This is a genomic window from Rhodococcus sp. WY5 (assembly GCF_018588185.1).
Taxonomy (GTDB): Bacteria; Actinomycetota; Actinomycetes; order Mycobacteriales; family Mycobacteriaceae; genus Rhodococcus_F; species Rhodococcus_F qingshengii.
In genome coordinates this window covers 1,551,176-1,577,442 of record NZ_JAAMPR010000001.1, presented here as the reverse complement: position 1 = coordinate 1,577,442, position 26,267 = coordinate 1,551,176, and the positions used below count along the sequence as shown (strand labels likewise).

Sequence of the window (26,267 nt, the reverse complement as noted above, 5' to 3'; positions counted from 1 at the left end):
TCCGGGGGTTCGAGCACACGACAACGAGAGCCGGGATTTGATGAATGGATTGACGCGCCGCCAGATGGTCAAGGCGATGGCGGTAGCCGCGGGCACAGTCACCGCGAGCGCATTTACATTGGGTGCCAATACCTCCGTCGCGGGGGCGAGCCCCGCGCAGGAGATCAAAGTGCTCTCCCTCAACACCTGGCACGGCGGAACCAAGATCAACGGTGGCCTGCAGCTGATCGCCGACATGATCATCTCGACACAGGCGTCGATAGTTCTCCTGTCGGAAGCCGGCACTGCGACAACTGCATTGGCCGACATGCTGACCAAATCAGGAACCACCTTCTACGGAGCAGCGTCCTCCGACGTGGGGATTCTCTCCAAGTTTCCGATCGAGGAAACAGCCGACCTGAACTCGATGATCAAGGCAGTCGTGACGGTCGACGGCAAACAAATCGCTGCGTACTCGGCACATCTGGCCTACACGTCCTACGCGACGTATCTACCGCGCGGATACGGCGCGGGTGTTCCCAAGCCCGGAGAGTTCTCCGAGTTCGGCTGGAACAAGATGCCGTCCGGTCCGGTCACGGACCCCGAGACGGTTCAGCGTGTGAACATCAATTCGGGACGACCCAAGGCGATTTCGACGTTCATCGACGATGCGGCACAAGAACGGGCCAAGGGCAGATCCGTCATCCTCGGTGGCGATTTCAACGAACCGTCGGCCCTGGATTGGACCGACGGCACGCGAAATCTGTTCGACCACAACGGTGTAGTCGTTCCTTGGGAATCCACCCGCCTGCTCGACCAAGCCGGATTCGTCGACGCTTACCGCAGTAAGTACCCGAACCCGGCCACACACCCGGGCTTCACCTGGCCGTCCGACAATCCCGACGTCGACACCTCACAGCTCACCTGGGCACCCGAGGCAGACGAACGCGATCGGATCGACTACATCTTCGCCGATCGCGCTTCGGACCTGAAGCTGGGATCCGTCGGGATCATCGGCCCGCGAAAGACGATCGTGCACAACCAAAGAGTGGAAGAGAACTCCCAGGACAACTTCATCGCTTCGCCGACGCCGTGGCCGACCGATCACAAAGCCGTTCTTGCGACGTATCGTTTTGCCAGCTTCGGCGGCGGATCATCGACCGGTTCGTGGAGCGGTTCCTGACAGGGCATCTCGTAGCCAGTCGATCATCATCGGCGTCAACTCGGGCAGCTTGGTCACTGCGCAGTGCCCCGCATCCGGGATGACGTGTACCTGAGTGTTCGGGCGCTCCTCGAAGAGGGTGGTGTCCGAGAGCGGAATGTGAACGTCGTCGGCCCCGTTGACCACAAGCATCGGGGTCCGGCCGTCGTCTGCGGTCATCAAGGCACTGCGATCGAAAGCACGCAGACCCTGTACCAGTGCATCTTTGGTTGCCGGCGCATCGAAACCCAGTGCGTTTCCGACGATGTCACCCATGCCGTAGACCAGGCGCTCCGCGTTCGCGGTCTCGAACGCGCCCTTGACCGGGGCGCCGATGTTGATCACCGCATCGACGGCGCCGGTCAACCCCGACCGCACGGCGAAGTTGCCACCGAAGGAGACTCCCAGGTGTGCCACCTGGCCATTGCCGAGGGCGCGAGCCGTCGCCACCAGCCCGTCGATCACCTCGTCACCGAAAGCGTCGAGAGGAACCGGTGATTCACCAGTTCCCGGCTGGTCGAAGGCAACAACAGTCACTCCGGCGTTCTTCGCGAACGCACTGACCAACGGATGCATGTCCATCTTCCAGCCGTCGACGCCGCCGCTGAGCAACAGGACGGGTGCATCCTCGTACCTCCCGTCCACGGAGAGAATGTGCACCGGTAGCTCGATCTCGCCGGATCGGTAGGGCAGGGACAGGATTCGACGCTCGAACTCGAGCCCGAATCCCGGTGCTGCCTTGACGTATTCGTCCACCTGATTCTGCAGGGCCCGGCGCCGCGAATCGTTGGCCAGGACGGGGAACTTGGCGATTCCGTAAATCATCGCCGCGAGTGAATGATTGCCGTCGGCGGAGTACTTTGCTGCCAACGCCGACCACTCGTACGACCAACCACCCGGCGCGTCGGCCCAGGTCGAGTGGATGGACGCGCGCAGTTCCTCGAGATCCGAGACGGGGAGCCCGAAGCTCAGAAACTGTCCTGTGCGCTCTTCGAAGAGGCCTCGGTGATCGACAGGAAATTCGTATGACATGGGAAAACACCCCTCAATTCATCTCTAATGCAACGATCAGTTGCATTAGCTCAGTGAACCACGCGCCTCCAGCTAACACAACACCTTGTTGCGATAAGGTTGACTCATGACTTCGACACCACAACGGCCCGGAGGGCGTAGTGCCAGGGTGCGCGAGGCCGTCCTGGCAGCCACGGCGGCCGAATTGTCCGAACGCGGATTCGCCGCGATGACCATCGAGGACATAGCCACCCGCTCCGGAGTCCACAAGACCACGATCTACCGGCGATGGAGCACGCTGTCCCAACTGGTGGCCGACGCGGCCGTCGAGGTATCGGCAACCACCGTTCCCATCCCGGATACCGGTTCCATCGAATCCGACCTGCGCGAGATGGCCAGATCGATAGTCACACTGGTGACCAGCGAGTCGGGCGGCGCGTTGGTGGCTGCACTGTTCTCCGACGCGGTCCGCACGCCCGAGGTCGCGAGACTCAAGCGCGAGTTCTATTCCGCACGTTACGAACTGGCAGACATCGTCGTCCGCCGAGCAGTCGAGCGCGGGGAGATCTCCGAGAAGGTCTCAGCCGCTGATCTTCTGGCGGCCGTCGCCGCACCCATCTACTATCGCCTGCTGGTCGCCGATCTACCCGTCGACCAGTCGGTTGCCGATCGTGCTGCTGCCGGCGCGCTCGCTGCGGCCCGCGCCGGGGCACTCGATCAGGCCGAATGAGCCAGTGAATTCAGCGCTTCCACGATTGCCTCGTTGAATCCGCTGCCGCCATGCCCGGCGTCGTCGAGTACCACCAACTCACTACCCGGCCAACGCCGGTGGATCGCCCAGGCAGTGTCGAGTGGCCCGGAAATGTCATACCGTCCGTGCACGAGAATCGCGGGAATCTCAGCGAGACGGTCCATTCCGTCCAATATCTGATTCGGCGCCAGGAAGCAATCGTTACCCCAGTAATGCGTGACCAGCCTGGTCATCACCCGGCGGAAGTCCGGATTCTGGTATCGAACACTCGGAGTCCACCCCGGCATCAGCGAGACGTGCACGTCTTCCCAACGGCACCACTGCAACGCGGCATTCTCGCGCACAACAGGATCTGGATCGGCAAGCAGTCGCGCGTACGCCGCGGGGAGGTTTCCGTCACGCTCGTCCACCGGCAACGGCGCCACGAACTCTTCCCATTCACGCGGAAATACCCGGCCCATGGCACGGGTGATCCACTCGATTTCGACCCTCGTCCCGCCGGTGATCGCGCCCAGGGCCATCGCTTGCACCCGCGCGGGAAACGCCTGCGCGTACACCAGACCCAAACTCACGCCCCAGGAAAGTCCCGTGACGATCCATCGCTCGATACCGAGATGCTCACGAAGACGCTCGATGTCTTCCACAATGTGCGCCGTGGTGTTCACGGTCAGATCGACGTCCGGACTGCTCGCAAGCGGAAGACTGCGCCCACAGCCTCGCTGATCGAACAGAACTGCGCGAAAGACTTCGGGATCGAAGAAACGCCTGGCGCCGACAGTGCATCCCGAACCGGGACCGCCGTGTAGGTAGAGGACCGGAATGCCCGCCGGATTGCCGACTGTCTCCCAGTAGAGACTCTGACCATCCGCCACTTCCAACAGACCGGACTCGTACGGCTCGACGGGCGGGTACAGGACAGCAGTCATAGGCGGTGATTCTTCCATCAAGCTGCCTACTCGAGTAGGCAGCACGCGGCCGAGCAATGGCCTAGCGTGGACAGGACACCACTGCGACGGGAGTACACCAGATGCGTGATGGGTTCAGGTTGCCGGGATACGGCGGCGCCGCAGTCTTCCTTCGCAGTCATGCGGTTCCCGCCACTGTCTTCGAATCCGACGTGCCCACACTCGTTTTCGACGTCGGGCTGCTCAGCCCCGACCGCTTCAATCAGTATCTCAGCCGACATACGGACGACGGATTCGTCGAACGGCTGGCGGCGTTCTTCTTTCACGCGGCCGCAGACTTCCATCCCGAGAAATCGCTTCCGGCGTTCACCGACGAACGACTCGGGCTGATGATCTCGGTCTGTTCCAGCACCGATCGAGAGGTGGAACTCGACTTCTCACTCGCCGAAGATCCCGAATCGGAGGACACCGAACGCGACGAGATGACCTTCGAGACAAGCCGAGTCGTCCTCGCGACCTCGGCGCAGACGGTTTCTCGACTGACCGGTGGAGTAACCACCCACTTCGACGGGGAGTTGTAGAGACATGGGTTTTCTCTTCGAGGTTCTCGATTTTCCCGAAGGCAGTCGGATGACCGATCTGTGGAACAACACATGGGCTGAGCCGGCAATGGGCGAGGAGATTGCCTCCGGCCACTTCATTCATCTGGGCGACGATCAACACGTCGACGTGGAGACCGATTTTCTCAGTAGCCACCTACCGTTCAACGTGGCAGGCTTCGGTGGAGTCTTTCCCGACGGCAAACCTTGGATGTTCGTCATGCAGAAGGCGCCGGCGGACCTCGCGACCAGGCTTCGCGGCGAGGACGATCCGCACTCACTTCTGCGCGGATCACTCGACCGCGCCATGTCTTTCAACCCTGATGCACTGGTGGCCGAGGAATTGTCCTGGAGGCACGCCGATCTGGTGAAGGTGTACGAGGAAGAGGGAATCCCTGCGGTATCCGTCGCGGGTTGGTCGGTTGCGGATCTCCTGCGTGGCCTCTTGGCGCAGTGTTGCAACGTCGAACTTGCCGCCGTCGTCGCCGGATACCCAGAGTGCGCCTATCCCGAATCGGCGCATGCGTGCGAAGCGGACGTGTTCTCAGACGTGTTCGCCGGTTGGGTCAGCGGACTGCGGTGATGTGACGGAGGAGACTCCACCCTCCCGATATTTCGGAGTAGACTCATTTATGAGCGTGATCCGAAATGGAACGAGGTGAGCGGGATGACGAAGCCGGACCAAGAGCTGGGCCGTCGCGAACGCAACAAACTCGAGAAGCAGACACGCATCTTCGACGCCGCTGCCGAACTGTTCGCGGAAAAGGGCTACAGCGCAGTCACAACTCAAGAAATTGCCGACCGCGCCGATGTAGCCGGCGGCACTCTCTTTCGTTACGCCGCAAGCAAAGCCGAGTTGCTGCTCATGGTGTACAACGCGGAATACCGCAAGCAGATCGAATTGGGAGAAGAGCGTGAAGCCAAGTCGACCGGCACAGAAGATCGTGTGCTCGAGCTGGTTTCACCCCTGCTGATCGCAAGTCGCCGAAACGACGAGAACACCGGCATCTACCAACGCGAGGTGTTGTTCGGTGAGCCCAGCGAGTGTTTCCGGGCCGAAGGCCTGGAACTCTCGCAGCGCCTGCAAACGCGGATTGCACAAATCTTGCACGAGGCACACCCCAACCACACCACCCGAACAACCACTGCAGCGCGAACGATTTCCAACGTGCTGCACTTCGAAATAGCCCGCGCGGCATTGGACCGGATCACGGCTGACGAACTCACGAACATCGTTGCCGCACAGGTCCGATTGACGCTTGCCGGACTACCCACCGAATAGGATTGAGGATCGAAAATGACTGAACTGAAGCAGATCACCGTTCTGGGTACCGGAGTTCTCGGCTCACAGATCGCCTATCAGACCGCCTATCACGGCTTCGACGTCGTCGCGTACGACATCAACGCCGAGGTCATCGAAAAGGCCAAGGCTCGGTTCGACTCGTTGGCCGCGGCCTACAAGGCCGAGAACGTCGAGGGTGCCAAGGAAGGCAAGGCTGACGAAGCGCTGCAACGTATTACGTACTCGTACGATCTAGGCGAAGCCGTCGCCAAGGCCGACCTGGTCATCGAGGCAATTCCCGAGGACATCGCCATCAAGCGCGACACCTACGAGAAGCTTGCCACGGTTGCTCCTGAGCACACGGTGTTCGCTACCAACTCCTCGACGCTGCTGCCGAGCGATCTCAAGGAGTTCACCGGCCGCCCCGAGAAGTTCCTCGCACTGCACTTCGCAAATCACGTGTGGGTCAACAACACTGCCGAGGTCATGGGCACCGAGTCCACCGACCCCGCCGTGTACCGCGAGGTCGTCGAGTTCGCGAAGAACATCGGCATGGTGCCGATCGAACTCAAGAAGGAGAAGGCGGGCTACGTACTCAACTCGCTCCTGGTCCCGCTCCTCAACGCGGCCTCCGACCTGCTGATCGACGGCATCGCCGATCCCGACATGGTCGACAAGACGTGGCGTATCGGCACCGGAGCCCCGTTCGGCCCCTTCCAGATCATGGACGTCGTCGGGTTGACCACCGTCTACAACATCTCCTCCCAGGGCGGCGAGAAGCAGCGCGAATTCGCCGACTACATCAAGAAGAACTACATCGACGAGGGCAAGCTCGGCGTTGCTGTCGGCGAGGGCTTCTACAACTACAAGGGCTGATCAACTGCAAGGCTGATCAACTGCAGGGCTGATCAACCAACCGGCTCACCGCGCGGTGGTTACGACGTGAATTCACGTGGTAGCCACCGCGCGGATGTCTGTTGTCAGTAAGTCCGAAACCACCCTGAGCGATTGTGACGCAAGCTTCTTCACGTGCGAACCCATCATCAGGAGAGATCCCCACATGCGTCGTTCCGCCATCTCGGCACTCACAACACTGGCACTGCTCGGCGCCGGAACATTGGTCAGCACTCCCGCTGTCGCCGCTCCCCTCGCGTGTGGCGGAATCTCCACCGGTTCGTTCTCAGGCTCCGCCGGCGGATCGGAGTACCTGTGCGCCAAGGAAGGTGATCTCCTGGACGTGCGCATCGGCGACGTTCACGCGACACAACCGTCCCTCGGCTACGACGAGGTGTACTACAAGCTCGGGCGATACACGCTCGGAAAAGACACGATCAACAAGAAGTTCGACGACTGGTGTGAGGCGAACGGCCAGATCCAGGCCGCGACCGCTACTGCGGCGTCGACGCTGAAGGACCCGTCGTCCTTCACCTGCCAGCTCCCGGTGGGTCAGGAAACCGCGGAGAGCATCGCGCCCATGAAGACCGTGGTCGTCGGTCCCCGCGGCGATCTCTATCTGACCGACGGTCACCACACCCTCACGTCCTTCATCGAGACGGCCGACGGCGGTCCCGACCTTCACGTGCGACTGCGGGTTCTCGGCAACCTCAGCGGCTTGAGTGAAGGTGCCTTCTGGACCGAGATGGAGAAGAACAAGTGGGTCTGGTCGCGTGACGTCGACGGAAACCAGGTACCGGTCCAGGCTCTGCCGAAGAGCGTCGGCCTGGCCAACTTCGCCGACGACAAGTACCGCAGCTTGATGTACTTCTCCCGCGACATCGGATTCGCCGCGGGCACGATTCCGTTCCAGGAGTTCTACTGGGGCGCCTGGGTCCGCGACACCGCGCCCGTCGACCTCACCAACTGGAATCGCGATGATCTCTCCAGCTACCTGGGCACCGTGAAGTCGGTGACCAAAGCACAGACTGCGTTGACGGGCGATGCCGTCGTCGACAGCGGATTCACTGCCACCGATCTTGGCGTCCTGTCGGCCTGGAACGACGGCAAAGCCGAGTCCAAGGGCGAGTTCGCAAAGCTGTCCAAGCCGTACACAGACGACAAGCCGGGCAAGATCGCCTACGCACTTGCCTACAAAGCAACCCTCTGACCTGCTCAGATCCAAGTCACACCAAGCAGACTTGACTAAGGTAAGCCTCTACTCAGTAGTCTGAACCCATTCGGGTGCCGCTTCATCGAAGCAGCGACGCCCTGCCCTGACGGAATACATGCCGTCGTATCTGCCCGGTCGAACAATCTCCGGGCAACCAGGACAGGGAGAAGGTTGCTGCAGTGAGCACGTCCATCGTCGGTTTGTACGACCCCGCAGATGACAAGAGCAGTTGCGGGGTCGGGTTCATCACGCGCAAGGACGGCGTGCAGACCCACGATGTCCTGATCAAGGGGCGAGAAGCACTCTGCTCGGTACCGCACCGCGGCGGTATGTCTTCCGAGGGCGTCGGCGACGGCGGCGGTGTCTCGGTTGACCTCTCCCTCCGGTTCTTCCGCAAGGTCACCGGGCGCTCAGATCTCCGCGCCGGCCGCTTCTGCGTCGGCAACTTCTTCCTTCCGGACAACGATGCTCAGCATGCTCGTGCAGCCGCTCTGGTGGAACGCGAACTTCTGGACCGAGGCTTCACCACCCTCGCTGTGCGCAACGTGCCGGTCGACGACTCGGCGATTCGGCCGGCAGCCATCGCGCATCAGCTTCCGATCAGGCAGTGGATTTTCGAGGTCCCCACTCCGCGTCCCGAGCCTGCGGTTGTCGATCGCCTCGTGCACGAAGCTCTGCTCGCCATCGAAGCCATCGCGTACAACACCCCTGCACTACGCGGGTTGTACCCACTCTCGCTCAGCGCGCGAACTCAGGTTCTCAAGGGTCGCTTGAACTCCGACGAAGTGATCCCGTACTTCCGCGACCTGGTCGACCCCGATCACGCCGTGCACACGATGTACTTCCATACGCGGTTCTCGACCAACACGGACCCGCATCCCACGATGGCGCAGCCGTTCCGGTTCATGGCTCACAACGGAGAACTGAACACGGACAAGAAGAATCGGCTCTCCGAAGCTGCTGTCGCCAGTGCAAAACGACGTGCGATCGTCCGTCCGCCCGGCCAGTCCGACAGTTGCCGACTCGATCAGACCCTGGAAGCACGCGTCATCGAGGACAGTGTCGACCTGGTGACGGCTGTGGTCTCGATGATGCCGCCGGCCTGGGAAAACGACATCACTCTCTCCCCCGCAGTGCGTGCGATGTTCGAGTACTTCTCGCTGTACGAGGAGAAGAACGACGGACCGGCAGCGCTGGTGTTCGGCGACGGCACCATCATCGGTGCGCGCCTGGATCGCCTCGGTCTGCGTCCACTACGCACGATCGAGACGCACGACTACGTGTGCGCATTCTCCGAAGCCGGACAGATCGCGTTCGCACCCGAGACGGTGATTCACCGTGGCCGCGTCGAGGCCGGCGGAATGTTGTACTTCGATCATCGCGATCGCCATACCTACACTGCCCGCGAAGCTCTGGAAAAGATTGCCGCTCAGCGCGACTACCAGTCGTTGCTGGAGCAATCGCGAATCCTGATCGAAGACATTCCCGCCGTGCCAGCGGAGAAAGTCAGCTCCCCGACCCGTTACAACGGCACCTTCGAGGTTCATCAGCGCTACATGGCGTACTCCCTGGATCAGGAAAGTTTCAAATTCCTGATGGATCCGATGCTCACGCACGGAGCCGAAAAGGTCTCCGCCATGGGTTACGGCAACGCCATCAACGCATTCAGCGACCGCGAAGGCGGCGTGGCTCGTTACTTTTCGCAGCGATTCGCCCAGGTCACCAACCCTCCCCTCGACAGCATCCGGGAAGCGGACGGTATGACTCTCAGGGTTGCATTGGGTGCGAAGATGTCCCCCGGACAGGGCAAGCAGATCGTCATCGCCTCGCCGATCCTCGGGCACCTGGACATGCTCAAGATCCGCGAACAGAACCACACTCCGCACCGCCGCTTCGAAATGCTCTACCCCGCCGAGGGTGACGCGCAGGCAATGGTCGACGCGATGACCGCGCTCGGCAACGCTGTTGTAGCCTTCGCGGCCGAACAGGGCGGAATCGCAGTCCTGACCGACCGCCACGTATCTCACGAGCGCGCAACACTTCCCGCGATCATGGTCGTCGGAGCATTGAACCAACGCCTCATCGACGCGGGCCTGCGATTGCGCGTCTCTCTCATCGTGGAGAGCGGCCAGATCGAGTCCTCACACCACGTTGCGGCCGCACTCGGTTTCGGCGCTTCCGCCGTCTACCCGCTGTCCGTTCAGTTGCGAGCCGAGGAGAAGTTCGCCGCTGACCCGGATGCCGCGTTCCGACGCTTCGCGAAGGCCGCCGAGAAGTCCCTGATGAAGACGATGGGACGCGTCGGTCTGTGCACCGTCGAAAGCTACATCGGCGGAGAATTTTTCGAACCCAACTTCCTCGATACGTCCGACCCTGTTCTGCGCCAGTGGTTCCCCAACATGAAGTCACCGGTGGGTGGCGTCGGTTTCGACACCGTCGCGGTGACCTCGAAGCAGTGGCACGAGCGTGCGAGCGCAGTCGGGGGCGAGAAGGATCTGCCACTGCTCGGCCTGTTCAAGGAGCGTGCAGACGGCGCAGGGCATTCGTTCGGTACCACCGCGGTCCGTAAGTACGTCGAACTCACCGAGGAGAAGATCGCGTTCGACAGTCCCTCCGGAACAGAACAATTCGAGGCTCTACGTCTACTGCCGCTCGGACGGCTCGACGACGCCTTCCGCCTCGACGCCGGGGCATACCGGGCGACGAGCTTCGACCGGTTGACCACCGAGCAGATCGACGACTTCGACATCACCGCCGGGTACCGGGACTTTTCCACTGTGATGGCTGCGGAACGATCGCGTCGTCCCGCCGCGTTGCGCGATGTCATCTCCGTGCCCGGTGATGTCACATTTGCGGTGACAACAGCCGAGTTCACCGACCAGATCAGCCGATTCTCGGTGCGCGGCAATAGGACGATCGTGATGCGTGGAATCCGGTGTGAATCTGCCGCGGACGGCCGGTACACACTTCGCCTGGACGGTCCACTGGCCGACGACACCGCTCGGGTGGTAGCACTCGGCGATGCTCTCTCCGTCGCCTTTGCCGACGACGTCACCATCGAGGCCACCGACCCGGATCTGGTGCTGAATGCAACCGCTATTGCAGCAGAGTTCCTTTCCAAGCTGAGGGTCGCACCGGCAGGTGTACCTCTCTCCGAGGTACAGAGCGCAAGCGACATCACCCCGAAGTTGGCGTCGGGTGCCATGAGCCATGGCGCGCTGAACGCTCCGGCGCACGAAGCCGTCGCTCACGGCACGAACATGGTCGGCGCGATGTCCAACAGCGGCGAAGGCGGCGAACACCTTTCGCGCTACAACACGATTCGTGCGTCGCGCATCAAGCAGTTTGCATCCGGACGCTTCGGAATCTGGGCGGGCTACCTCGCCGATCCGATGCTCGAAGAGATCGAGATCAAACTCGGCCAAGGCGCAAAACCCGGTGAGGGCGGGCAGCTTCCGGCCGCCAAGGTCACCGTCGACATCGCTGCCGCCCGCGGCGGAACGCCCGGCGTCGAACTGGTTTCGCCGCCGCCTCACCACGACACGTACTCCATCGAGGACCTCGCTCAGCTCATCCACGACTGCAAGGCAGCTCGCATTCGGGTGATCGTGAAGTTGGTGTCCTCGGAAGGAATCGGCACCATCGCCGTCGGTGTCGCCAAGGCCGGCGCCGACGTCATCAACGTCGCCGGAAATACCGGTGGCACCGGCGCAGCTTCGGTGACCAGCCTCAAATACGCGGGTCGTGCGGCCGAGGTCGGTATCGCGGAGGTCCATCAAGCTCTGTGTGCCAACGGCCTTCGCCAGAAAGTCGTTCTGCGATGCTCGGGCGCGCATCAGACCGGCAGCGACATCATCACTTCCGCCCTACTCGGCGCAGACAGCTTCGAGTTCGGTACGTCGGCGCTGATGATGATGGGCTGCGTCATGGCCAAGAACTGCAACATCAAGTGCCCCGCCGGTCTGACCACCAACCCGGAACTGTTCGACGGCGATCCCCGCGCGATGGCGCAGTACCTTCTCAACATCGCTCACGAAACTCGGGAACTGCTCGCGAATCTGGGAATGCGGTCCCTTCAGGAAGCGCGGGGTCGAACGGATCTCCTGCATCTGCTCGATCACCCGTCTATTGTCGGCAATCTGAAGCTGGACGCGATGTTCGAGTCCGCCCCGGACATCACCATCGACAATCCTGTGTACCTCGAACGTGAGTACGCGCTCGACGAGAAGATCATGGACGAGGTTCGCACGGTGTTCTTCAACCGTGGCGAGGCCTCGGTCGCCGTGTCCGGACCTGAATTCGCCGAAGGTGCACTGCACCTGGGTAACCGGAACAAGAGCGTCGGTGGTCAGTTGGCGATCGACCTCGAACGCGAACTCAACTACGGAGCGGCCGGCCTTCTCGCTCCGGGAGTACTGACCGACGAGCGTGGGCGACGCTACCTGGCGCCGGGCAGCGTGCGCGTCCTGACGACCGGATCTGCGGGCCTGTCGTTCGGCGCATTCTGCAACGACGGCATGCACCTGGAACACACCGGGACATGTAACGACGGCGTAGGAAAGAGCATGAGCGGCGGCGTGATTGCCGTGCGCAGCCCAGGCGGCGGCTCCAGTGACGCCGGTGGAAACGTGTTGATCGGCAACTTCGCGCTCTTCGGCGCCACCGGTGGACGAGTGTTCGTCGAAGGTGAAGCAGGCGATCGCTTCGCAGTTCGCAACTCCGGCGCCAGTGCTGTCGTCGAAGGTGTCGGAGACTTCGCCGGCGAGTACATGACCAACGGTGCTGTCGTGAATCTCGGCGAGTTCGGCAAGGGTGTCGGCAACGGCATGAGTGGTGGCTTCTTCTACCAGTACGACCCTCGTGGCGAATTGGCACTGCGAGCAAGTACCGATTCCGTACTGCTGGGTTCGATCACCGCTGCGACCGATCCTCTGGCCGCCGTCCACAACCACGCAGTACAACTCCTGCTCGAACTGCATGTGGAAGCAACGGGATCCGCGCTCGGCACCCGACTGCTCGAGAACTGGGAAGTCGAACAGCACTCGTTCGTCTACGCGATGCCCAAGGCACTGATGCTCTACCAGGACAGTGATGCAATCCTGGCTGCGAAGTCACACAAAGAGCTCCTCGAAGAATTGGCGTCCGCCATCGCAGCACGTCAGGTCCGCACGTTCAAACTCGCAGTGCGCGATGGGCGCCCCGCACTGAACGGAGCAGTCCCCGCCTATGGCGAGACCGATACCGCGACGATGTATGCGCTGCTCAGTGCGTACACCGTGCTTCACTTCGCACAACAACTCGCCGCCGCCCGCACGCCGGGTGCGTCCGGACCCGACGATCCAGCAGTGCAGAAGGCGGCCCGAAACCTGGTGCTGACCGAGGACTTCGCCCTCGTCCAGCACTTGGTCAAGTACTCGAAAGAGATTCTCGCCGGCTACGACGACGAACAGTTGGCTGCGTTGATTGCAGCCAAGCGCGTCGACGACTACAAACAGGCGCTGAGCCTACGCAACGTGTTGGCCATGGACAGCCCGGCGACGTACGGGTGGATTCTGTTTCAAGACAACAAGAATCGGGACAAGCTCGGATCACTGCCGAACTTCGACGAACTGTTCGCTTCGCGCACGATCCCCGACCTGGTGTCCTGACCTCCTCCCCTGAAAGTAGGTGAGCTTCAAATCATGGAAATCCCGTACATCCCCGAATACGCACCGTTCACCGGCGACCAGCGCGCGTGGCTTTCCGGATTCCTGGCCGGTCTACACTCGCGAACTGTCATATTCGGTCAAACCGGTACTGCAACAGCGACAGTGGAGAGAGCTGCCGGCGCAGCCGTGCACATCCTTTACGGAAGTCAGACCGGCAACGCGGAGTCCTTGGCTGAAGACGCAGCCGCAGCTGCTCGTGCCCACGGTCTCGAACCACTTGTCGCGAGTCTGGACACCGTGGATATCAATGCACTTTCCGCCATGCGCCGGGTGCTCGTCATCACCTCCACCTACGGCGAGGGCGAGATGCCTGACAACGCGCAGCTGTTCTGGGATGCAGTCGAATCCGAGAGCGCACCCAGATTGGACGGTCTCTACTTCGGCGTGCTCGCGCTCGGCGACACCAGCTACGACGGCTACTGCCAGTCGGGAAAGAACATCGACGCCCGCTTCGAAGCGCTCGGCGGGACCCGGGTTGTCGACCGCACCGATTGCGACGTCGACTACGAGGATCCGGCGGCCGAGTGGATCGTTCGGGCCGTCGCTGCGGTGGCCGGTGTCGACGGTGATGCGGGGGCCGCTGCCTCGCCGGTTGCGCCCGCTCAGACGAAGACCAAGTCCCAGTGGACTCGCAAGAACCCCTATCCTGCAACCGTCCTCGCCAACCGGCTGTTGTCCGGCGAGGACTCAGCCAAGGAAGTCCGCCACTTCACCTTTGCGCTCGGCGAGGACGGTCTGGACTACGAGGCCGGAGATGGATTGGGCATCCGCCCGATCAACGACCCCGCCCTCGTCGAGGCGATCATCCATCAGCTCGGTGTCAGCGGCGATTATGTGGTTACCGCGAAAGACGGCTCGTCCGCACCGTTGGACCAGGTGTTGACCAGCGACTACGAGATCTCCATTCCCTCGCGCGATTTGATCGAAGACATCGCCCGACGCAGCGGCGACGCCGAACTGCAGCATATTCTCGACACGGAAGATCGGGAAGCGCTCGATGCGTGGCTGTGGGGCAAGGACGTTCTCGATCTCCTCCAGTTGGACAACAGCATTCGCCTGAATCCCGAGGATCTGCTTACACTTCTTCGCCCGCTGCAACATCGGGTCTATTCGATCTCCTCCAGCCCGCTGGCCCACGACGGCACCGTCCATCTGACGGTAGCGAGTGTGCGCTACCGCTCGGGCGAGCGGGACCGCGGCGGCGTCTGCTCGACGTACCTGGCGGACCGCGTCGGCGAGGGAGATCGGGTCGGAGTTTTTGTCTCCAAGAACAATTCGTTCCGCCTACCCGCCGATGACGCTGTTCCCGTCGTGATGATCGGCCCCGGAACCGGCATCGCACCCTTCCGCGCTTTCCTGCACGAGCGTCGCGCGCGCAACGCGTCGGGGCAGAATTGGCTGTTCTTCGGCGATCAGCATCAGTCGAGCGACTTCATCTACGAGGACGAGTTGAACGGGCTGACCCGTGACGGTGTCCTGACTCGCCTCGATCTGGCCTTCTCGCGCGATCAGTCCGAGAAGATCTACGTCCAGACTCGTATGCGCGAGCAGGGCCGAGACTTGTTCGACTGGCTCGAAAACGGTGCGCACGTGTACGTCTGCGGTGACGCCACTCGGATGGCAAAGGACGTCGACGACGCATTGCACGAGGTCGTCGCCGAGCACGGTGGGTTGGATGCGGACGCCGCCGAGGATTACGTCAACAACCTCAAACGATCGAAGCGGTACCTAAGGGATGTCTACTGAGATGTGCCCGCACCGTGGCGAATGTCGTTGCGCAGCTTTGGCACGCATTTCGGACCTGGACGCACTGCTTGCGCGTCCGGGGTTCCGTGGTGGACTGATCGACACCGCACCTGACGTAGTCGGCAAAATGTTGCCGCTCTTGGACGACACGGTAGCAATCACCGTCGCAGGCCCGGTGGCTGTCAACGACTCGGGCAAGTACTCCGTTCCGACAGTTCCCGGCGATCCGTTGGTCTGCGCGCCCGGGCTCGTCGCTCTACGTTTGAACGTTGCCTCCCTCGGCTCGGTGGTGACCACTGACGCAGAGCAGCACCTACCGCCGACGCTCCGCATGTTCGACATCCACGGATCAAGTTCACACACCACGTATTTGACCCCGGCCTCGGATCGTCTCGCCTTCGAAGCGATGCGAACTGCGCCGAGCACTGCGAGGGAAACAAGCCCTCCCATCCAGACATCGAATACGCCCGCATTCTGGGCCGAAGCCGATCAGCTGACACAGCTCGACTTCATCCTCGCGGACGGCGGCAGCGAACGTCGTAGCGGCCTGGTCGCTCTGGGCGCCCTCGGTTACCGGCGAGTCGATCCTCACCTCATGGCTGCCGGGATGGAGCACCTGTCCTACCACCAACTGCCCGTCACGACCGTCGTCGCCGGGAACGGATGCCTGCAGATCCACCGTGGTGACCTCGACGCCGCAGCCATGTTCGGGGGGACGCTGACTTTGGCGTCCGACACCTGCCGGACGATGATCGACCTGAATGGTGTCTCGGATTGCTGGCTGACCCGCACCCACGGCGTTCACGGCCTGACCAGCTCGATCGAGATGTACGACTTCCGCCGCAAATGCGTGGCAGTCTTCACCCAAACGGGTCCAACCGAACCCGCAGTCATGGGCGTGTGGGAAGACGTCATGAGTTCCATCTCGGCCGCATCCTGACACCGACGGATGCTGGGCAAGTGTAAGAAATCGGCGTACGGCGATAACCAAATGGAGCCATCGACCCCTAACCTTAGGTCTCGGTCATTTGTCGTGCCTGCACCCTGGCGCTGATTCAAGGAGTTATCCATGCCCCGCCCTCTCGTCGAACCGTCGCTGGTCCCGGCCTTGCGCCCGGCGCTGCCTGCATTGGCTGCCGGGGTCGTCGCGGCCGCAGCGTCGGGGGTCGCGATGCTCGGGGCGCTCTGGTGCGTCGTGCAACTCATCGGTGAACCGTCGATGAGCTGGGCCGGGTGGGCATGTGCGCTATGGCTCGTGGGCGTCGCGCTCGCTGCCACATCGTCGTGGCTCTCGCACCACGCGGAATCGCTTTTCGAGGCAAGGGTTCGCCGCCAACTCGCAGCCCACCTCGTTCGCCTACCGGCAAGCACGCTGTCCCGCTACAGCGGAGACGCACTGCGGAGGCTCGTTTCGGACGACATCTCGGCGCTGCACCATATGACTGCGCACCTACCGGCCGAGTTCGCCACACTCATCGTGGTCCCCGCGGTCACGATCGCGGCGTTGGTTGCCTCAGCCGGCCCCGTGGCGCTTCTCGCTCTGGCTCCCGGCATCGTGGCAGCTCTGTTCTACCTGGTCGTGATCCCCCGAATGGCCGCTCGGCACAGCGCTGAAAGCGCGGATGTCATGGGCGACATCGTGACTGCCGTGGACGACTATGCCCGCGGCATCCGCGTCTGCCGGATCTACGGTGCGCAGACCGGCGCTGCCGCCGACTATGCAGAATCGACAGCACGGTTCACCCGGGGAATGCAGGAGCGCGTTCGACTCGTGGCTACCCCTGCGGCCGTCGCCGTTGCCCTCATGCAGGCGACAGCGACGTTCGCGATCGCCTATGCCGTCGGATTTGACTGGGATGCAACGACGTTGGCCGCCACCATTCTCTTCAGCCTCGCAATCGTGACACCGGCCCTGCGACTCGGGCACGGCCTCGACTACGTCGCGGCTGGACGCTCTGCTGCGGTCCGGCTCGCCACTGCCCTGAACGAACCCACTCTCCCTGCCGGTGAAGCACTCACCGTTCCGGCGGCGAGTCCCTCCGACCACCTGGAGATCGTCGACCTGACTGTCACGATCACGGACCGCAGAGTCGTCGACGGCGTCACGCATGCATTCCGCCCAGCCGCGATCACTGCGATCACGGGACCGAGTGGAGCGGGCAAGTCGACGCTCCTGAAAGCATTGGCCGGCTTCGAGATCCCGGAACTGGGTACCGTCCGCTACGCAGGTCGTAGCATCACCGCGATCGACGAGAACCTGCGGCCACCGTCCGTTCTGCTCACACCCCAGGGCGCAGACGTGTTACCTGCCACGGTGCGCGAGAACATCGCGCTGGCCGCCCCCGATGCAACGGACGCGGAATACACCGCCGCACTACGCCGGGCACAGATCGACGTCAGCCTCGATGCCGACGCCACTTCACTCTCCGGAGGAGAACGTCAGCGCGTCGGGCTTGCTCGGGTGTTCCTCTCGCCCGCAGCAGTACTGCTGCTCGACGAGCCGACCAGTGCACTCGACGATCGCACGGCCGCCGAACTGCTGAAGGAATTGCGACACCTCGCACATGACGAAGGAAAGACGATTGTGATCGTCACCCACGACCCCGCTCTTGCAGACGATGCCGACGATCGACTCGACCTCGGCGGTCGAAACGTGAACGACGCTGCCTCGCACAGTGCAGCCCTGACTGGAGCCGAATAATGAACAGCGCCAATGTAGCCCGACGACGCTTGATCACCATCGGACTCGGTTGGGTGTCCGTCGCTGTCCTCGAGGCGATCGCGTACACCACCCTTGCGCTCTCGATCGCTGATCACCGGTCGCCGGTTCTCGTCCTGGCCACGGCCACCATCGCTCTCTTCGTGACCGTCCTGGTCTCGCGGGGCGGTTACTTCACCGGGGCTCGACTCGTCGGCGATCTCTACGACGCTCTCGGCGACGCCTTCGCCCGTGCGAAACTGTCCTGGTTCACCGACGACAACCGGGCACTGCTCGCCACCGTCGCCGGGCGCGGAATCCCGTCGCTGATGAGTGTTCCCGCGCACCAACTTCAGACCTTCCTGGTTGCACCGCTGATCCCGCTGCTCCTGCTTCCTGGGATCGCGGTCGTCGCGGGGCCAGGCGTCATACTGCTCGTCGGTGGACTGCTCGCCGTGTCGCTCGTCGCTCAGACGCTGGCCCAACGTGCGCTCAGCCGAGCGGACGAGCGCCGACACGAAGCCGAGCTCGCAGCAACTCAGTCGACACTCGAGCTCACCGACCACCTCGAATTACTGCGTACGGCAGCCGGTCCCACACGTTCCGTCGAACGAATCGAGCGAAGCTGGCGGAATCAGGAAGCCGCGCTTGCACGGACCAATCTCGCCGCGGCACCAGCGACATTCATCTCGGCGATCGCCACCATTGTGCCGCTGGCAGGCGCAGTGATCTTCCTCGCCGCCACCGGATTCGACGATCCCGCAGCCGCTCTCGCCCTCGTCGTCCTCACCGCTCGCGCCGCTGCGCCGCTCGACGAACTCGCCCTGGCCGGAATCGGAGTCAATGAACTGCGTGCAACGGTTCGCGACTACCGCGCCGCGACTTCGGCTCCCGCACTGGCCGAGCCCGCACCCCGGGACGCCGCGCGCCCTGTTGGAACTGACATCAAGGTCATCGGAGTGGACCACGCTCCGGTTCTGCGCGGCATCACCGCTGAGATCCCCGCGGGTGAGCGAGTTCTCGTCACAGGGCGCTCGGGTACGGGGAAGAGCACACTTCTCGGGCTGCTCATGCGCTTCGACGATCCGGACCAAGGCAGCGTCACTCTGGGCGGAGTTTCATTGCGCGACTTGCCCTACGAAGACCTGGCGGCACACATCGGCTACGTGCCGCAGGACCCACTCGTGTTCTCGGGCACCCTCGGCGAGAACATCGGACTGGGAAGACCGGGCGCTACCGAAACCGAGATCGAGGACGCCGCAAGGCGCGCTGCCCTCGGCGCCGTTCTCGACCGCTCGACGCTCGGCATTCATCAGGACATCGGACACCAGGGTGCCGCTCTCTCCGGTGGCGAACGTCAGCGGGTGGCGATCGCTCGCGCCTTCCTCAAAGACGCTCCCGTCCTGGTTCTCGACGAAGCCACCTCGGCCCTCGACGAGGCCACCGAGCGCCGTATCGCCGGCGCCGTGCGGGAATTGGCGGCCACCGTCTTCGTCGTCACCCACCGCGACCCCGCCATCTGGGAGCCCACCCGCACGATCACCCTCTGACATCGCATGCCCTAGTGCTCGCGTTGCAGTCCCTCAACTTCGGCAGGTGTCCGACGGATAACCCTTGCCGGCGATCCAGCAGCAACGACGTGATCAGGAATGTCATGCAAGACCACACTTCCCGCGCCGATCACGGCGTTGTGACCGATCGAAACTCCTGCACCGACAGTGCCTGAGGCGCCGAGCCACGTGTTCTCACCGATGACGATCGGAGCAGCCCGCTCCCATCCCTCGCGACGCCGGCGATGATCATCGACAGGGTGCAACGCTGTCATCAGTTGGGCTCCAGGCCCGATCCTCACGTCAGCGCCGATTGTGATCAGCGCATCATCCATGAAGAACCCGTTCGCGTTGACGAATGCGTTTACTCCAAGCCGAATGTTGTATCCGTAGCTGCATTGGAACCGCGGCACCACCAAAGCTCCCTCACCTACCTCACCCAAAAGGCTGGCGAGAGCCCGCGAGCGGACAGCATCCTCGTCCGCCGAAGCCCCATTGAACGAGTCGAGTCGACGCCAACACTCCAGCCGCCGCTGCCTCAGCTCGTCATCATCGAGATACCACTCACCACGAGCAAGACGATCCGCCTGTTCTCCCACACTCGGATCGTCGCACACCGCGCCACGGCACCCCTGTTGGGCGCGTTGCACCCGACAAAGCGCTACAACAGAAGGTCTTCCATGCCGCCCAATTTCTCGAGCTCAGCTCAGCCGCTCGATGATGGTGACGTTCGCGGTCCCACCACCCTCACACATGGTTTGGAGTCCGTACCGTCCATCAATGCGGTCCAACTCGTGCAACATCGTGGCGAACAACTTGGTGCCAGTGGCCCCAAGAGGGTGGCCCAATGCGATTCCACCACCGTTGGGATTGACCCGGGAGGGATCTGCACCCGTCTCGATCAACCAGCTCAGAACTACCGAAGCGAATGCCTCGTTCATTTCTACGGTATCCATCTGGCCGATCGCCATGCCGGATTTCGCCAGTGCATACTTCGTCGCGGGTATCGGCGCCGAGAGCTGCAGCATCGGATCGTCGCCGCGCACGCTCATATGATGAATGCGCGCACGTGGCTTCAATCCATGAACCTCGAGCGCCTTCTCGGAGACGATCAGGGCCGCTGATGCGCCGTCACAGATCTGCGAAGCCACAGCAGCCGTCAGCAACGAGCCATCCCTCAATGCGGGCAGTGCAGCCATCTGCTCCATGGATGTCTCTCGTGGGCATTCGTCAACGACGCATTGGCCCAATGACACTGTCTCACGCTCGAATCGGCCGTCTGTGATGGCAGCACGGGCACGCTGATGCGATTGCAGTGCCCATTCCTCCATGTCTTCACGGCTGATACCCCATTTCTTGGCAATCAGGTCGGCGCCGACGAACTGTGAGATTTCGGCCTCGCCGAATCGTGCTGCCCACCCCCGGGACCTACTGAAGGGCGTGTCGAATCCGTACTCGTTGCCGGCACGCATTGCCGCCGAGATAGGAATCGAGGACATGTTCTGCACACCGCCGACAAGCACCACATCTTGGGTCCCGCTCATGACCGCTTGCGCTGCGAAGTGGACGGCTTGCTGTGAAGATCCGCATTGTCTGTCGACTGTCGTTCCTGGGATGTCCAAGGGTAGGCCTGCTGAAAGCCAGGCGGTGCGGGCAATGTTGCCCGATTGCGGCCCGATAGCGTCGACACAACCGAAGATCACATCGTCGACGGCCATCGGGTCCAGTCGAGTGCGGTCGAGAATCGATGTGATCACGTGGGCCCCCATGTCCGCTGGGTGCTCTCCTGCGAGCGAGCCGTGCCGTTTACCCACCGGAGTGCGGAGCGCATCGACGACATAAGCCTGAGGTGCAACCATACGAACTCCTTCGAAATCGAGCTTTGTCGGGCTTTCGATGTCGCACACACTCTAGCGATCAAGCATTTGTTTGGTAGATGAAACGTGATTTCGAGACCCGCAGCCACCACCACAGGATTGGTCTCCGCACTTCTATCCAACGAAATCCACTGCTGTCGCAATCATTCGACAGTTCGAGGCTCGACCCCCCAAACGCGACTTGGCTGCCCACGCCGCAGACCCCTCACGCCAGCGTGAAACGGCGAAAGATGCGAGAACAGCTGCGGGAGTGCATCTTCGAGCGGAACGAGCGCATCATCCATATCCATTGCCTTCCCTGAGAAATCGTTCAGCCCGCCTTGCGAACAACACCAGCTTTGTCGAGCTACACCGCAAGCCGGCTGGCCGATGGCTGGAAAGTTGGTACTTTCGGTGGAGCCCAGCACGATTGGGCTATTCACCGCCCGATACAGGCTTCGTATACCGATACGCGTTGCAGGACAACGATTCTACAAACGGTCACGCACTCAGCGATTCACGAACCGCCGCTGGCTCGAAAACTGGATCCCCTTGCGGTAATTGCGCCCCGGGTAGAGCATGGGCACCACACCGTCTTCGATTACCGGAGGTTACCGTGACGAATCTCGTACGCCGACTATCTGCCTGCGTATCCATAGTGGCCGTATCGGTTCTCGCGCCCGCAGCCGTTGCCTCCGCTGCGGTCACCGTTCCGTTCCAGATCAACCCGGCGCCGTTCGGGAACCCAAACGGCAGCTTCGACGCACCCCCTGTCCACTGTGTGGCGGTAGTCGGCGAACAACCTGGCACGGTGACGATCACCGGCGCCAAAGAAGAGCGGTGGGGTTGCATGCTTTCGACGGAAGTGCGCTGGATGAACCTCTCGACAGGAGCCTCCGGCTCCGGTCGGCTTTCTGGCGACAACCAAGGAACCCCGGGAGAGGCAACCCTGCAGACTGGAGCCGGGCAAGTTGCCGTCGCCATATTACCTGCCGCCGGACCTGTCACCCCGGGTTTCGCAACCTTCTTCGTCCCATAGGCAACCCCCAAACCCGGGACACCTGCTGTACGAACGACCCGTCGCCACACAATCGTGTGGCGACGGGTGAGTGCTTTCCGTTCTCCAGTTGTACGCCTACAGCTTCGCGCTGATGAGCGGCACGATATGTTCAGCCGCCCACATCGTTCCGATCGGGCCACCGCTCGTGATTGCCCATAGAACATCCCCGCCGTCTGCGGTACGCGGAGGCAGGGCGACCCAACGACCGGAGGACACCGCTCCCAGCGCTTGGAAGAGCTTCCCGCCGGTCAGCTTGTCGAAATCCTCCTCGCTGCCGGCGGCACTGCGGCCGATCAGCAGGAAGTCCGCATCGATGTTCTCTAGAAGTTCCTCGCCGACAGTGCTTTGGGTGACGAACTCCTGTGCACGCGGGTTCTCGGCAAAACCGAGCTCGCCCAAGAAAGTTGCCGGAGCCGAATCGGGCGCTGAAAGGTACTGCAGCCCATTGCCGGTTCCGTAGAAGATCGCCCAGGTTGCGGTCAGGCCAGTGAGTTCAGGGTTCTCCTGACGCACCTTCGCAAAATACCGATCATGGTCCGCCACGATCTTTTCGGCTGCCTTCGGGAGGTCGAGTGTCTCGCCGAGTACGCGGATCGATTCCTTCCACGGCACGAGCATCCGCGACTTCGTGTCGGGGCTCGTCACCACCGGTGCGATGGAGGACAAACGTTCGTAGTAATCGCCCATCGACAAACCACCCAGGCCGTCGGCCCAGCCGACGGCGACGATGAGGTCAGGTTCGCTCGCGGCGATCGCTTCGACGGGAAGTGTGCCGCCCATCGCGAACTCGAAGGTGTCGAGATCCTCTGCGCCGTAAGGCAGCAAGTACGACTGGGAAGCCGACTCCTTGACCATCGACGAGGAGAGGACGGGTTTGACGCCGAGCGCGAGGAGCATTTCCGTGTCGACGGCATTGGGGACGATTGCGGCAACCCGCTCCGGGCGCTTCTCGAGAATACTTGTACCGTATGGCGATTCCAGGGTCAGCGGGTAAGTAGTCGTTCCTTCCGCAGCGGGAAGGGCGTTCCCCTCCGAACCGGGAGTGGACGCCGTTTTCGAGTCTTCGGCCGAGGCCGAGCACCCGGACACAAGGAGCGCTGCGGCGAGCGCGGCCCCGATCAGTCCGATGATCCGTGATCGTCTGGTGCGCAGGACTGTCATTTCTGCCTTTCGGTGTTATCGAGCGCTTCGGTCTTACCGAGCGATGGAGCCGGGTCAGGAATCTGTGCGCACTGTGTCGCTGCGTTTCCAGTAGCCGGTGAAATCGATGTCGGTCTTCGCAATTCCTCGATCACGAATCAAATGACGCCGAAGCGAGCGAATCGTCGCCTGTTCGCCTGCAAGCCAAGCGAATACGCGTCCGTCAGGCCATTCGACAGCACTGACCGCGTCGAGCAACAAAGAAGTAGTGCCGGGCTCCGCCCCCTCGCGTGGCAACCACGTGACACTCACCCCGGGCAACTCGCGCACCGATTGAATGTGAGCCGAGTCCGCAATTTCGACGAACACATGCCCCCTGGCATCGGCAGGCAATTCCTCGAGCAGACGTGCGATCGCAGGTAGCGCCGTCTCGTCACCGACGACGAGCAGATACTCGCAATCTTCCGGGAGTCCCTGCGATACAGAGGGACCCGCGATGTGCATTCGGTCGCCAGGGCCGGCGTCGCGCGCCCAGGTGGTAGCAACTCCACCGCCGTGAACGACGAAATCGACGTCGAGTTCCCTTGTTCGCGGATCGTAACGGCGCACGGTGTACGCGCGGGCAAGTGGACGGCGTCCCGCTGCGAAAGTCACAGTGCCGTCGACTATCACCGGCAAGACCGGATCGGTTTCGCCAGGATAGGCGAACAACAATCGGAGGTCGTCGTCGAAGCCGGTGCTGACGAAGGCGGGCTCGGCAAAGCCGTCGGCGTTTGTGAAGGTCTCGAGCTGCGCTCCGGTGAGCGTCACTCTCCGCATGCCCGGCGTCACGTCTGTCACCCGACGTACCTCGAGTTCACGCAAGGTGACTGAGTACGCCGTTGTCGGACGGGTGTTTCGGGGCACGGAAAGACTCCTCGGAAGCGCACAGATGGGGGGTTCGACCCACGCTCGATCACGGCGGGAGGGCCATTGAATAAAGCTAGCCTGCCCTAATCGGTTACGGTTATCCGTGCGTGCCGACTTCTTACACTCATCGGTGGCTGCGTGAGAAAGCATCTGAATCGGGAGGGCATACGTGGGACCACGGTTGGTGTTCTCCGCGGGCGAAGTCCCCGAGATCCCCGCGTCCCGACTCTCCTTGATCGCGAATGCACGTGAGCCACTGCTCTTCTGGGTACACACCGGACACGCGGAACTACAGATCGGCGACCGCACCCGCAGCGTGACCGCTGGGGCGGCAACCTGGGTGCCCGCGGGAATCGCCTACAGCATCCGAGTCGACCCGGGAGCGGTCGCGTTTCCCATTCCGATGCCCGCTGCCGACCTGCCGCCCACGTTGAACCGGATCATCGATTTCGAGATACCGGCAGCCTGGCAGGACTGGCTCGTCCACCAGTTCGCGCACAACTTGGGATTTCTGCGCGGTGGGGCGACTGTGGGGGCCGGACTACTCGAGCTTGTCGCGGGGGCCCATTCCAACGACGCCGACGCTTCGGTGTCGTACGCCCCACCGAATTTGCCACGCTCGGCCGAGACCCTCGAGATCGCTCGCACGCTTCTACGGACGCCAGCCGACGACACGGAGCTTTCCCAGTTCGCCCGGCAACTCAAGATCGGCGTCCGCACCCTGCAGCGCCGATTCACGGAGGAGACGGGGTTGCCTTTCGCGCGTTGGCGCACCTCGGCCCGGATCGCGGCAGCAATCGCATACCTGAACTCCGGCCGCGAAATCGGATGGACGGGTGGGCAGGTCGGATTCGCGACGCCCGCGGGATTCACCCGTGCCTTCCGTGAACACACCGGTGTGACACCCAGTGACTACACACGTGCAAACCAAGGCTCAGCGCCGATCCATGAGAACGAGACCTTGGCACAGAGCGTCGCACTCTTGTCCGAGGAAGGCGCCCACTCAGGCTCGGCGCCGATACCGCCGACGATTCCCGCAAGCGGAACGTGGGCCAGGGTCAACAACTTTCACGTCATCGTCTGGATCTACCGAGGCTCCGCCCGGGTCACTTTCGGCGACCGAACCTGGAATCTGAGGCGGGGCGACGCGATGTGGCTTCCCGCGGGAGTACGCAACAGCGTCGAGATCGCGGAGGGTTCGCTTCTACTTCCGCTCGGATCCCAGCCTGGCGACTCTCCCGTCACTGCACCGCCGCCACGAGTGCTGCACTTCGCGCGCGAAGCGGAGGCGTATCTGTTGCACACGGTCGTTGCGAATTACACCCTTCTGCGCCCCGAAATCCATGACCCAGCGAGGATCTCGAGGCTGATCCGAAACAGCGCGGCGACGCGGACACCCGGCGGCCGAACCGATCCTGTCGAAACGATCCTTACCGCACTCCGCGCGGACCCCACCGATTCGCGCACGCTGCCGGAGTGGAGCGCTCGACTCGGCGTCGACGAGGGCCTGCTCCACAAACGCTTCGTAGCGGCCACCGGCCAGAGCTTCCCGCGCTGGCGCGGTCAGTTGCGGATGACCCTCGCCCGCGCTTATCTCGAGGAGGGCTTCTCGGCCGGAGAGACCGCCCGTCGACTCGGCTACGCGCACGCGTCCGGATTCACCAAGGTCTTCATCGGTGCCCACGGTATGTCGCCCCGGGACTACCAGCGCCGCGGATGGCGGGGAACGGTCGAAGGACTCATCGACTCGTGACCTTCCGACGGA

Annotated in this window: 20 protein-coding genes; 14 read left to right on the top strand and 6 right to left on the bottom strand. The window is 62.6% G+C overall.

Annotation, left to right across the window (positions count from 1 at the left end; genetic code table 11):
* The first annotated feature begins 40 nt into the window (after positions 1 to 40).
* Positions 41 to 1,162, top strand: a complete 1,122-nt coding sequence (locus G4D79_RS07180; RefSeq protein WP_099697182.1) for an endonuclease/exonuclease/phosphatase family protein — start codon at positions 41 to 43, stop codon at positions 1,160 to 1,162.
* Here the strand turns inward: G4D79_RS07180 and G4D79_RS07175 are convergent.
* On the bottom strand, positions 1,133 to 2,212 hold the full coding sequence (locus G4D79_RS07175; protein ID WP_099697183.1) for an alpha/beta fold hydrolase: 1,080 nt from the start codon (positions 2,210 to 2,212) through the stop codon (positions 1,133 to 1,135). The two genes, G4D79_RS07180 and G4D79_RS07175, sit on opposite strands and share 30 nt — an antisense overlap.
* A 106-nt stretch (positions 2,213 to 2,318) precedes the next feature.
* On the opposite strand from G4D79_RS07175, the gene G4D79_RS07170 reads away from it, so the two are divergent.
* Entirely contained in the window at positions 2,319 to 2,921 is a 603-nt protein-coding gene (locus G4D79_RS07170; protein WP_235867759.1) for a TetR/AcrR family transcriptional regulator, read from the top strand.
* On the opposite strand, the gene pip is transcribed toward G4D79_RS07170, so the two are convergent.
* A complete protein-coding gene (pip, locus tag G4D79_RS07165; RefSeq protein WP_058038393.1) occupies positions 2,909 to 3,868 on the bottom strand; it encodes a prolyl aminopeptidase in 960 nt (319 codons plus the stop codon). The genes G4D79_RS07170 and pip overlap by 13 nt on opposite strands.
* 101 nt (positions 3,869 to 3,969) lie before the next feature.
* On the opposite strand from pip, the gene G4D79_RS07160 reads away from it, so the two are divergent.
* The 10 genes from G4D79_RS07160 to G4D79_RS07115 all read left to right on the top strand — a co-directional run bounded on the left by G4D79_RS07160 (position 3,970) and on the right by G4D79_RS07115 (position 19,537).
* Positions 3,970 to 4,428 (top strand): hypothetical protein, encoded by a 459-nt coding sequence (locus G4D79_RS07160; protein WP_003942982.1) that lies wholly within the window; start codon positions 3,970 to 3,972, stop codon positions 4,426 to 4,428.
* Between the two features lie 4 nt (positions 4,429 to 4,432).
* Positions 4,433 to 5,029: a hypothetical protein gene (locus G4D79_RS07155; RefSeq protein WP_007730333.1), complete on the top strand. Its 597-nt coding sequence runs from the start codon at positions 4,433 to 4,435 to the stop codon at positions 5,027 to 5,029.
* 84 nt (positions 5,030 to 5,113) lie between these two features.
* Positions 5,114 to 5,728 (top strand): TetR/AcrR family transcriptional regulator, encoded by a 615-nt coding sequence (locus tag G4D79_RS07150; RefSeq protein ID WP_030536169.1) that lies wholly within the window; start codon positions 5,114 to 5,116, stop codon positions 5,726 to 5,728.
* Positions 5,729 to 5,743: 15 nt separating this feature from the next.
* On the top strand, positions 5,744 to 6,604 hold the full coding sequence (locus G4D79_RS07145; RefSeq protein WP_030536170.1) for a 3-hydroxyacyl-CoA dehydrogenase: 861 nt from the start codon (positions 5,744 to 5,746) through the stop codon (positions 6,602 to 6,604).
* A 184-nt stretch (positions 6,605 to 6,788) separates the two neighbouring features.
* Positions 6,789 to 7,832, top strand: coding sequence for a ParB/Srx family N-terminal domain-containing protein (locus G4D79_RS07140; RefSeq protein WP_003942919.1), 1,044 nt, complete (start codon positions 6,789 to 6,791; stop codon positions 7,830 to 7,832).
* A 182-nt stretch (positions 7,833 to 8,014) separates the two neighbouring features.
* On the top strand, positions 8,015 to 13,483 hold the full coding sequence (locus G4D79_RS07135; protein ID WP_099697185.1) for a glutamate synthase-related protein: 5,469 nt from the start codon (positions 8,015 to 8,017) through the stop codon (positions 13,481 to 13,483).
* A 33-nt stretch (positions 13,484 to 13,516) separates the two neighbouring features.
* Complete coding sequence (locus tag G4D79_RS07130; protein WP_099697186.1) at positions 13,517 to 15,289, top strand: sulfite reductase subunit alpha; 1,773 nt, start codon at positions 13,517 to 13,519, stop codon at positions 15,287 to 15,289.
* On the top strand, positions 15,279 to 16,229 hold the full coding sequence (locus tag G4D79_RS07125; protein ID WP_250887506.1) for a hypothetical protein: 951 nt from the start codon (positions 15,279 to 15,281) through the stop codon (positions 16,227 to 16,229). Before G4D79_RS07130 ends, G4D79_RS07125 begins: the two co-directional genes overlap by 11 nt.
* 129 nt (positions 16,230 to 16,358) lie before the next feature.
* Positions 16,359 to 17,990 (top strand): ABC transporter ATP-binding protein, encoded by a 1,632-nt coding sequence (locus tag G4D79_RS07120; protein WP_099697187.1) that lies wholly within the window; start codon positions 16,359 to 16,361, stop codon positions 17,988 to 17,990.
* The gene (locus tag G4D79_RS07115) at positions 17,990 to 19,537 is read left to right on the top strand and encodes an ABC transporter ATP-binding protein (RefSeq protein ID WP_099697188.1); all 1,548 of its coding nucleotides are present in this window, start codon (positions 17,990 to 17,992) and stop codon (positions 19,535 to 19,537) included. Before G4D79_RS07120 ends, G4D79_RS07115 begins: the two co-directional genes overlap by 1 nt.
* A gap of 11 nt (positions 19,538 to 19,548) precedes the next feature.
* Here G4D79_RS07115 and G4D79_RS07110 read toward each other — a convergent pair whose 3' ends face one another.
* Both G4D79_RS07110 and G4D79_RS07105 read right to left on the bottom strand, forming a co-directional pair.
* Positions 19,549 to 20,136 (bottom strand): sugar O-acetyltransferase, encoded by a 588-nt coding sequence (locus tag G4D79_RS07110; RefSeq protein WP_235867761.1) that lies wholly within the window; start codon positions 20,134 to 20,136, stop codon positions 19,549 to 19,551.
* 102 nt (positions 20,137 to 20,238) lie between these two features.
* Positions 20,239 to 21,396: an acetyl-CoA C-acetyltransferase gene (locus G4D79_RS07105; RefSeq protein WP_099697262.1), complete on the bottom strand. Its 1,158-nt coding sequence runs from the start codon at positions 21,394 to 21,396 to the stop codon at positions 20,239 to 20,241.
* A gap of 655 nt (positions 21,397 to 22,051) precedes the next feature.
* Between G4D79_RS07105 and G4D79_RS07100 the strand changes: the two genes are divergently transcribed.
* Positions 22,052 to 22,432, top strand: a complete 381-nt coding sequence (locus G4D79_RS07100) for a hypothetical protein (protein WP_054188270.1) — start codon at positions 22,052 to 22,054, stop codon at positions 22,430 to 22,432.
* A 96-nt stretch (positions 22,433 to 22,528) separates the two neighbouring features.
* Here G4D79_RS07100 and G4D79_RS07095 read toward each other — a convergent pair whose 3' ends face one another.
* The gene (locus G4D79_RS07095; RefSeq protein ID WP_099697190.1) at positions 22,529 to 23,614 is read right to left on the bottom strand and encodes an ABC transporter substrate-binding protein; all 1,086 of its coding nucleotides are present in this window, start codon (positions 23,612 to 23,614) and stop codon (positions 22,529 to 22,531) included.
* 54 nt (positions 23,615 to 23,668) lie between these two features.
* Positions 23,669 to 24,499 carry a siderophore-interacting protein gene (locus G4D79_RS07090; RefSeq protein ID WP_099697191.1) on the bottom strand — a complete coding sequence of 277 codons (831 nt, stop codon included), beginning with the start codon at positions 24,497 to 24,499 and terminating at the stop codon, positions 23,669 to 23,671.
* A gap of 172 nt (positions 24,500 to 24,671) precedes the next feature.
* On the opposite strand from G4D79_RS07090, the gene G4D79_RS07085 reads away from it, so the two are divergent.
* Complete coding sequence (locus G4D79_RS07085) at positions 24,672 to 26,255, top strand: AraC family transcriptional regulator (RefSeq protein WP_007730296.1); 1,584 nt, start codon at positions 24,672 to 24,674, stop codon at positions 26,253 to 26,255.
* Positions 26,256 to 26,267: the final 12 nt, after the last annotated feature.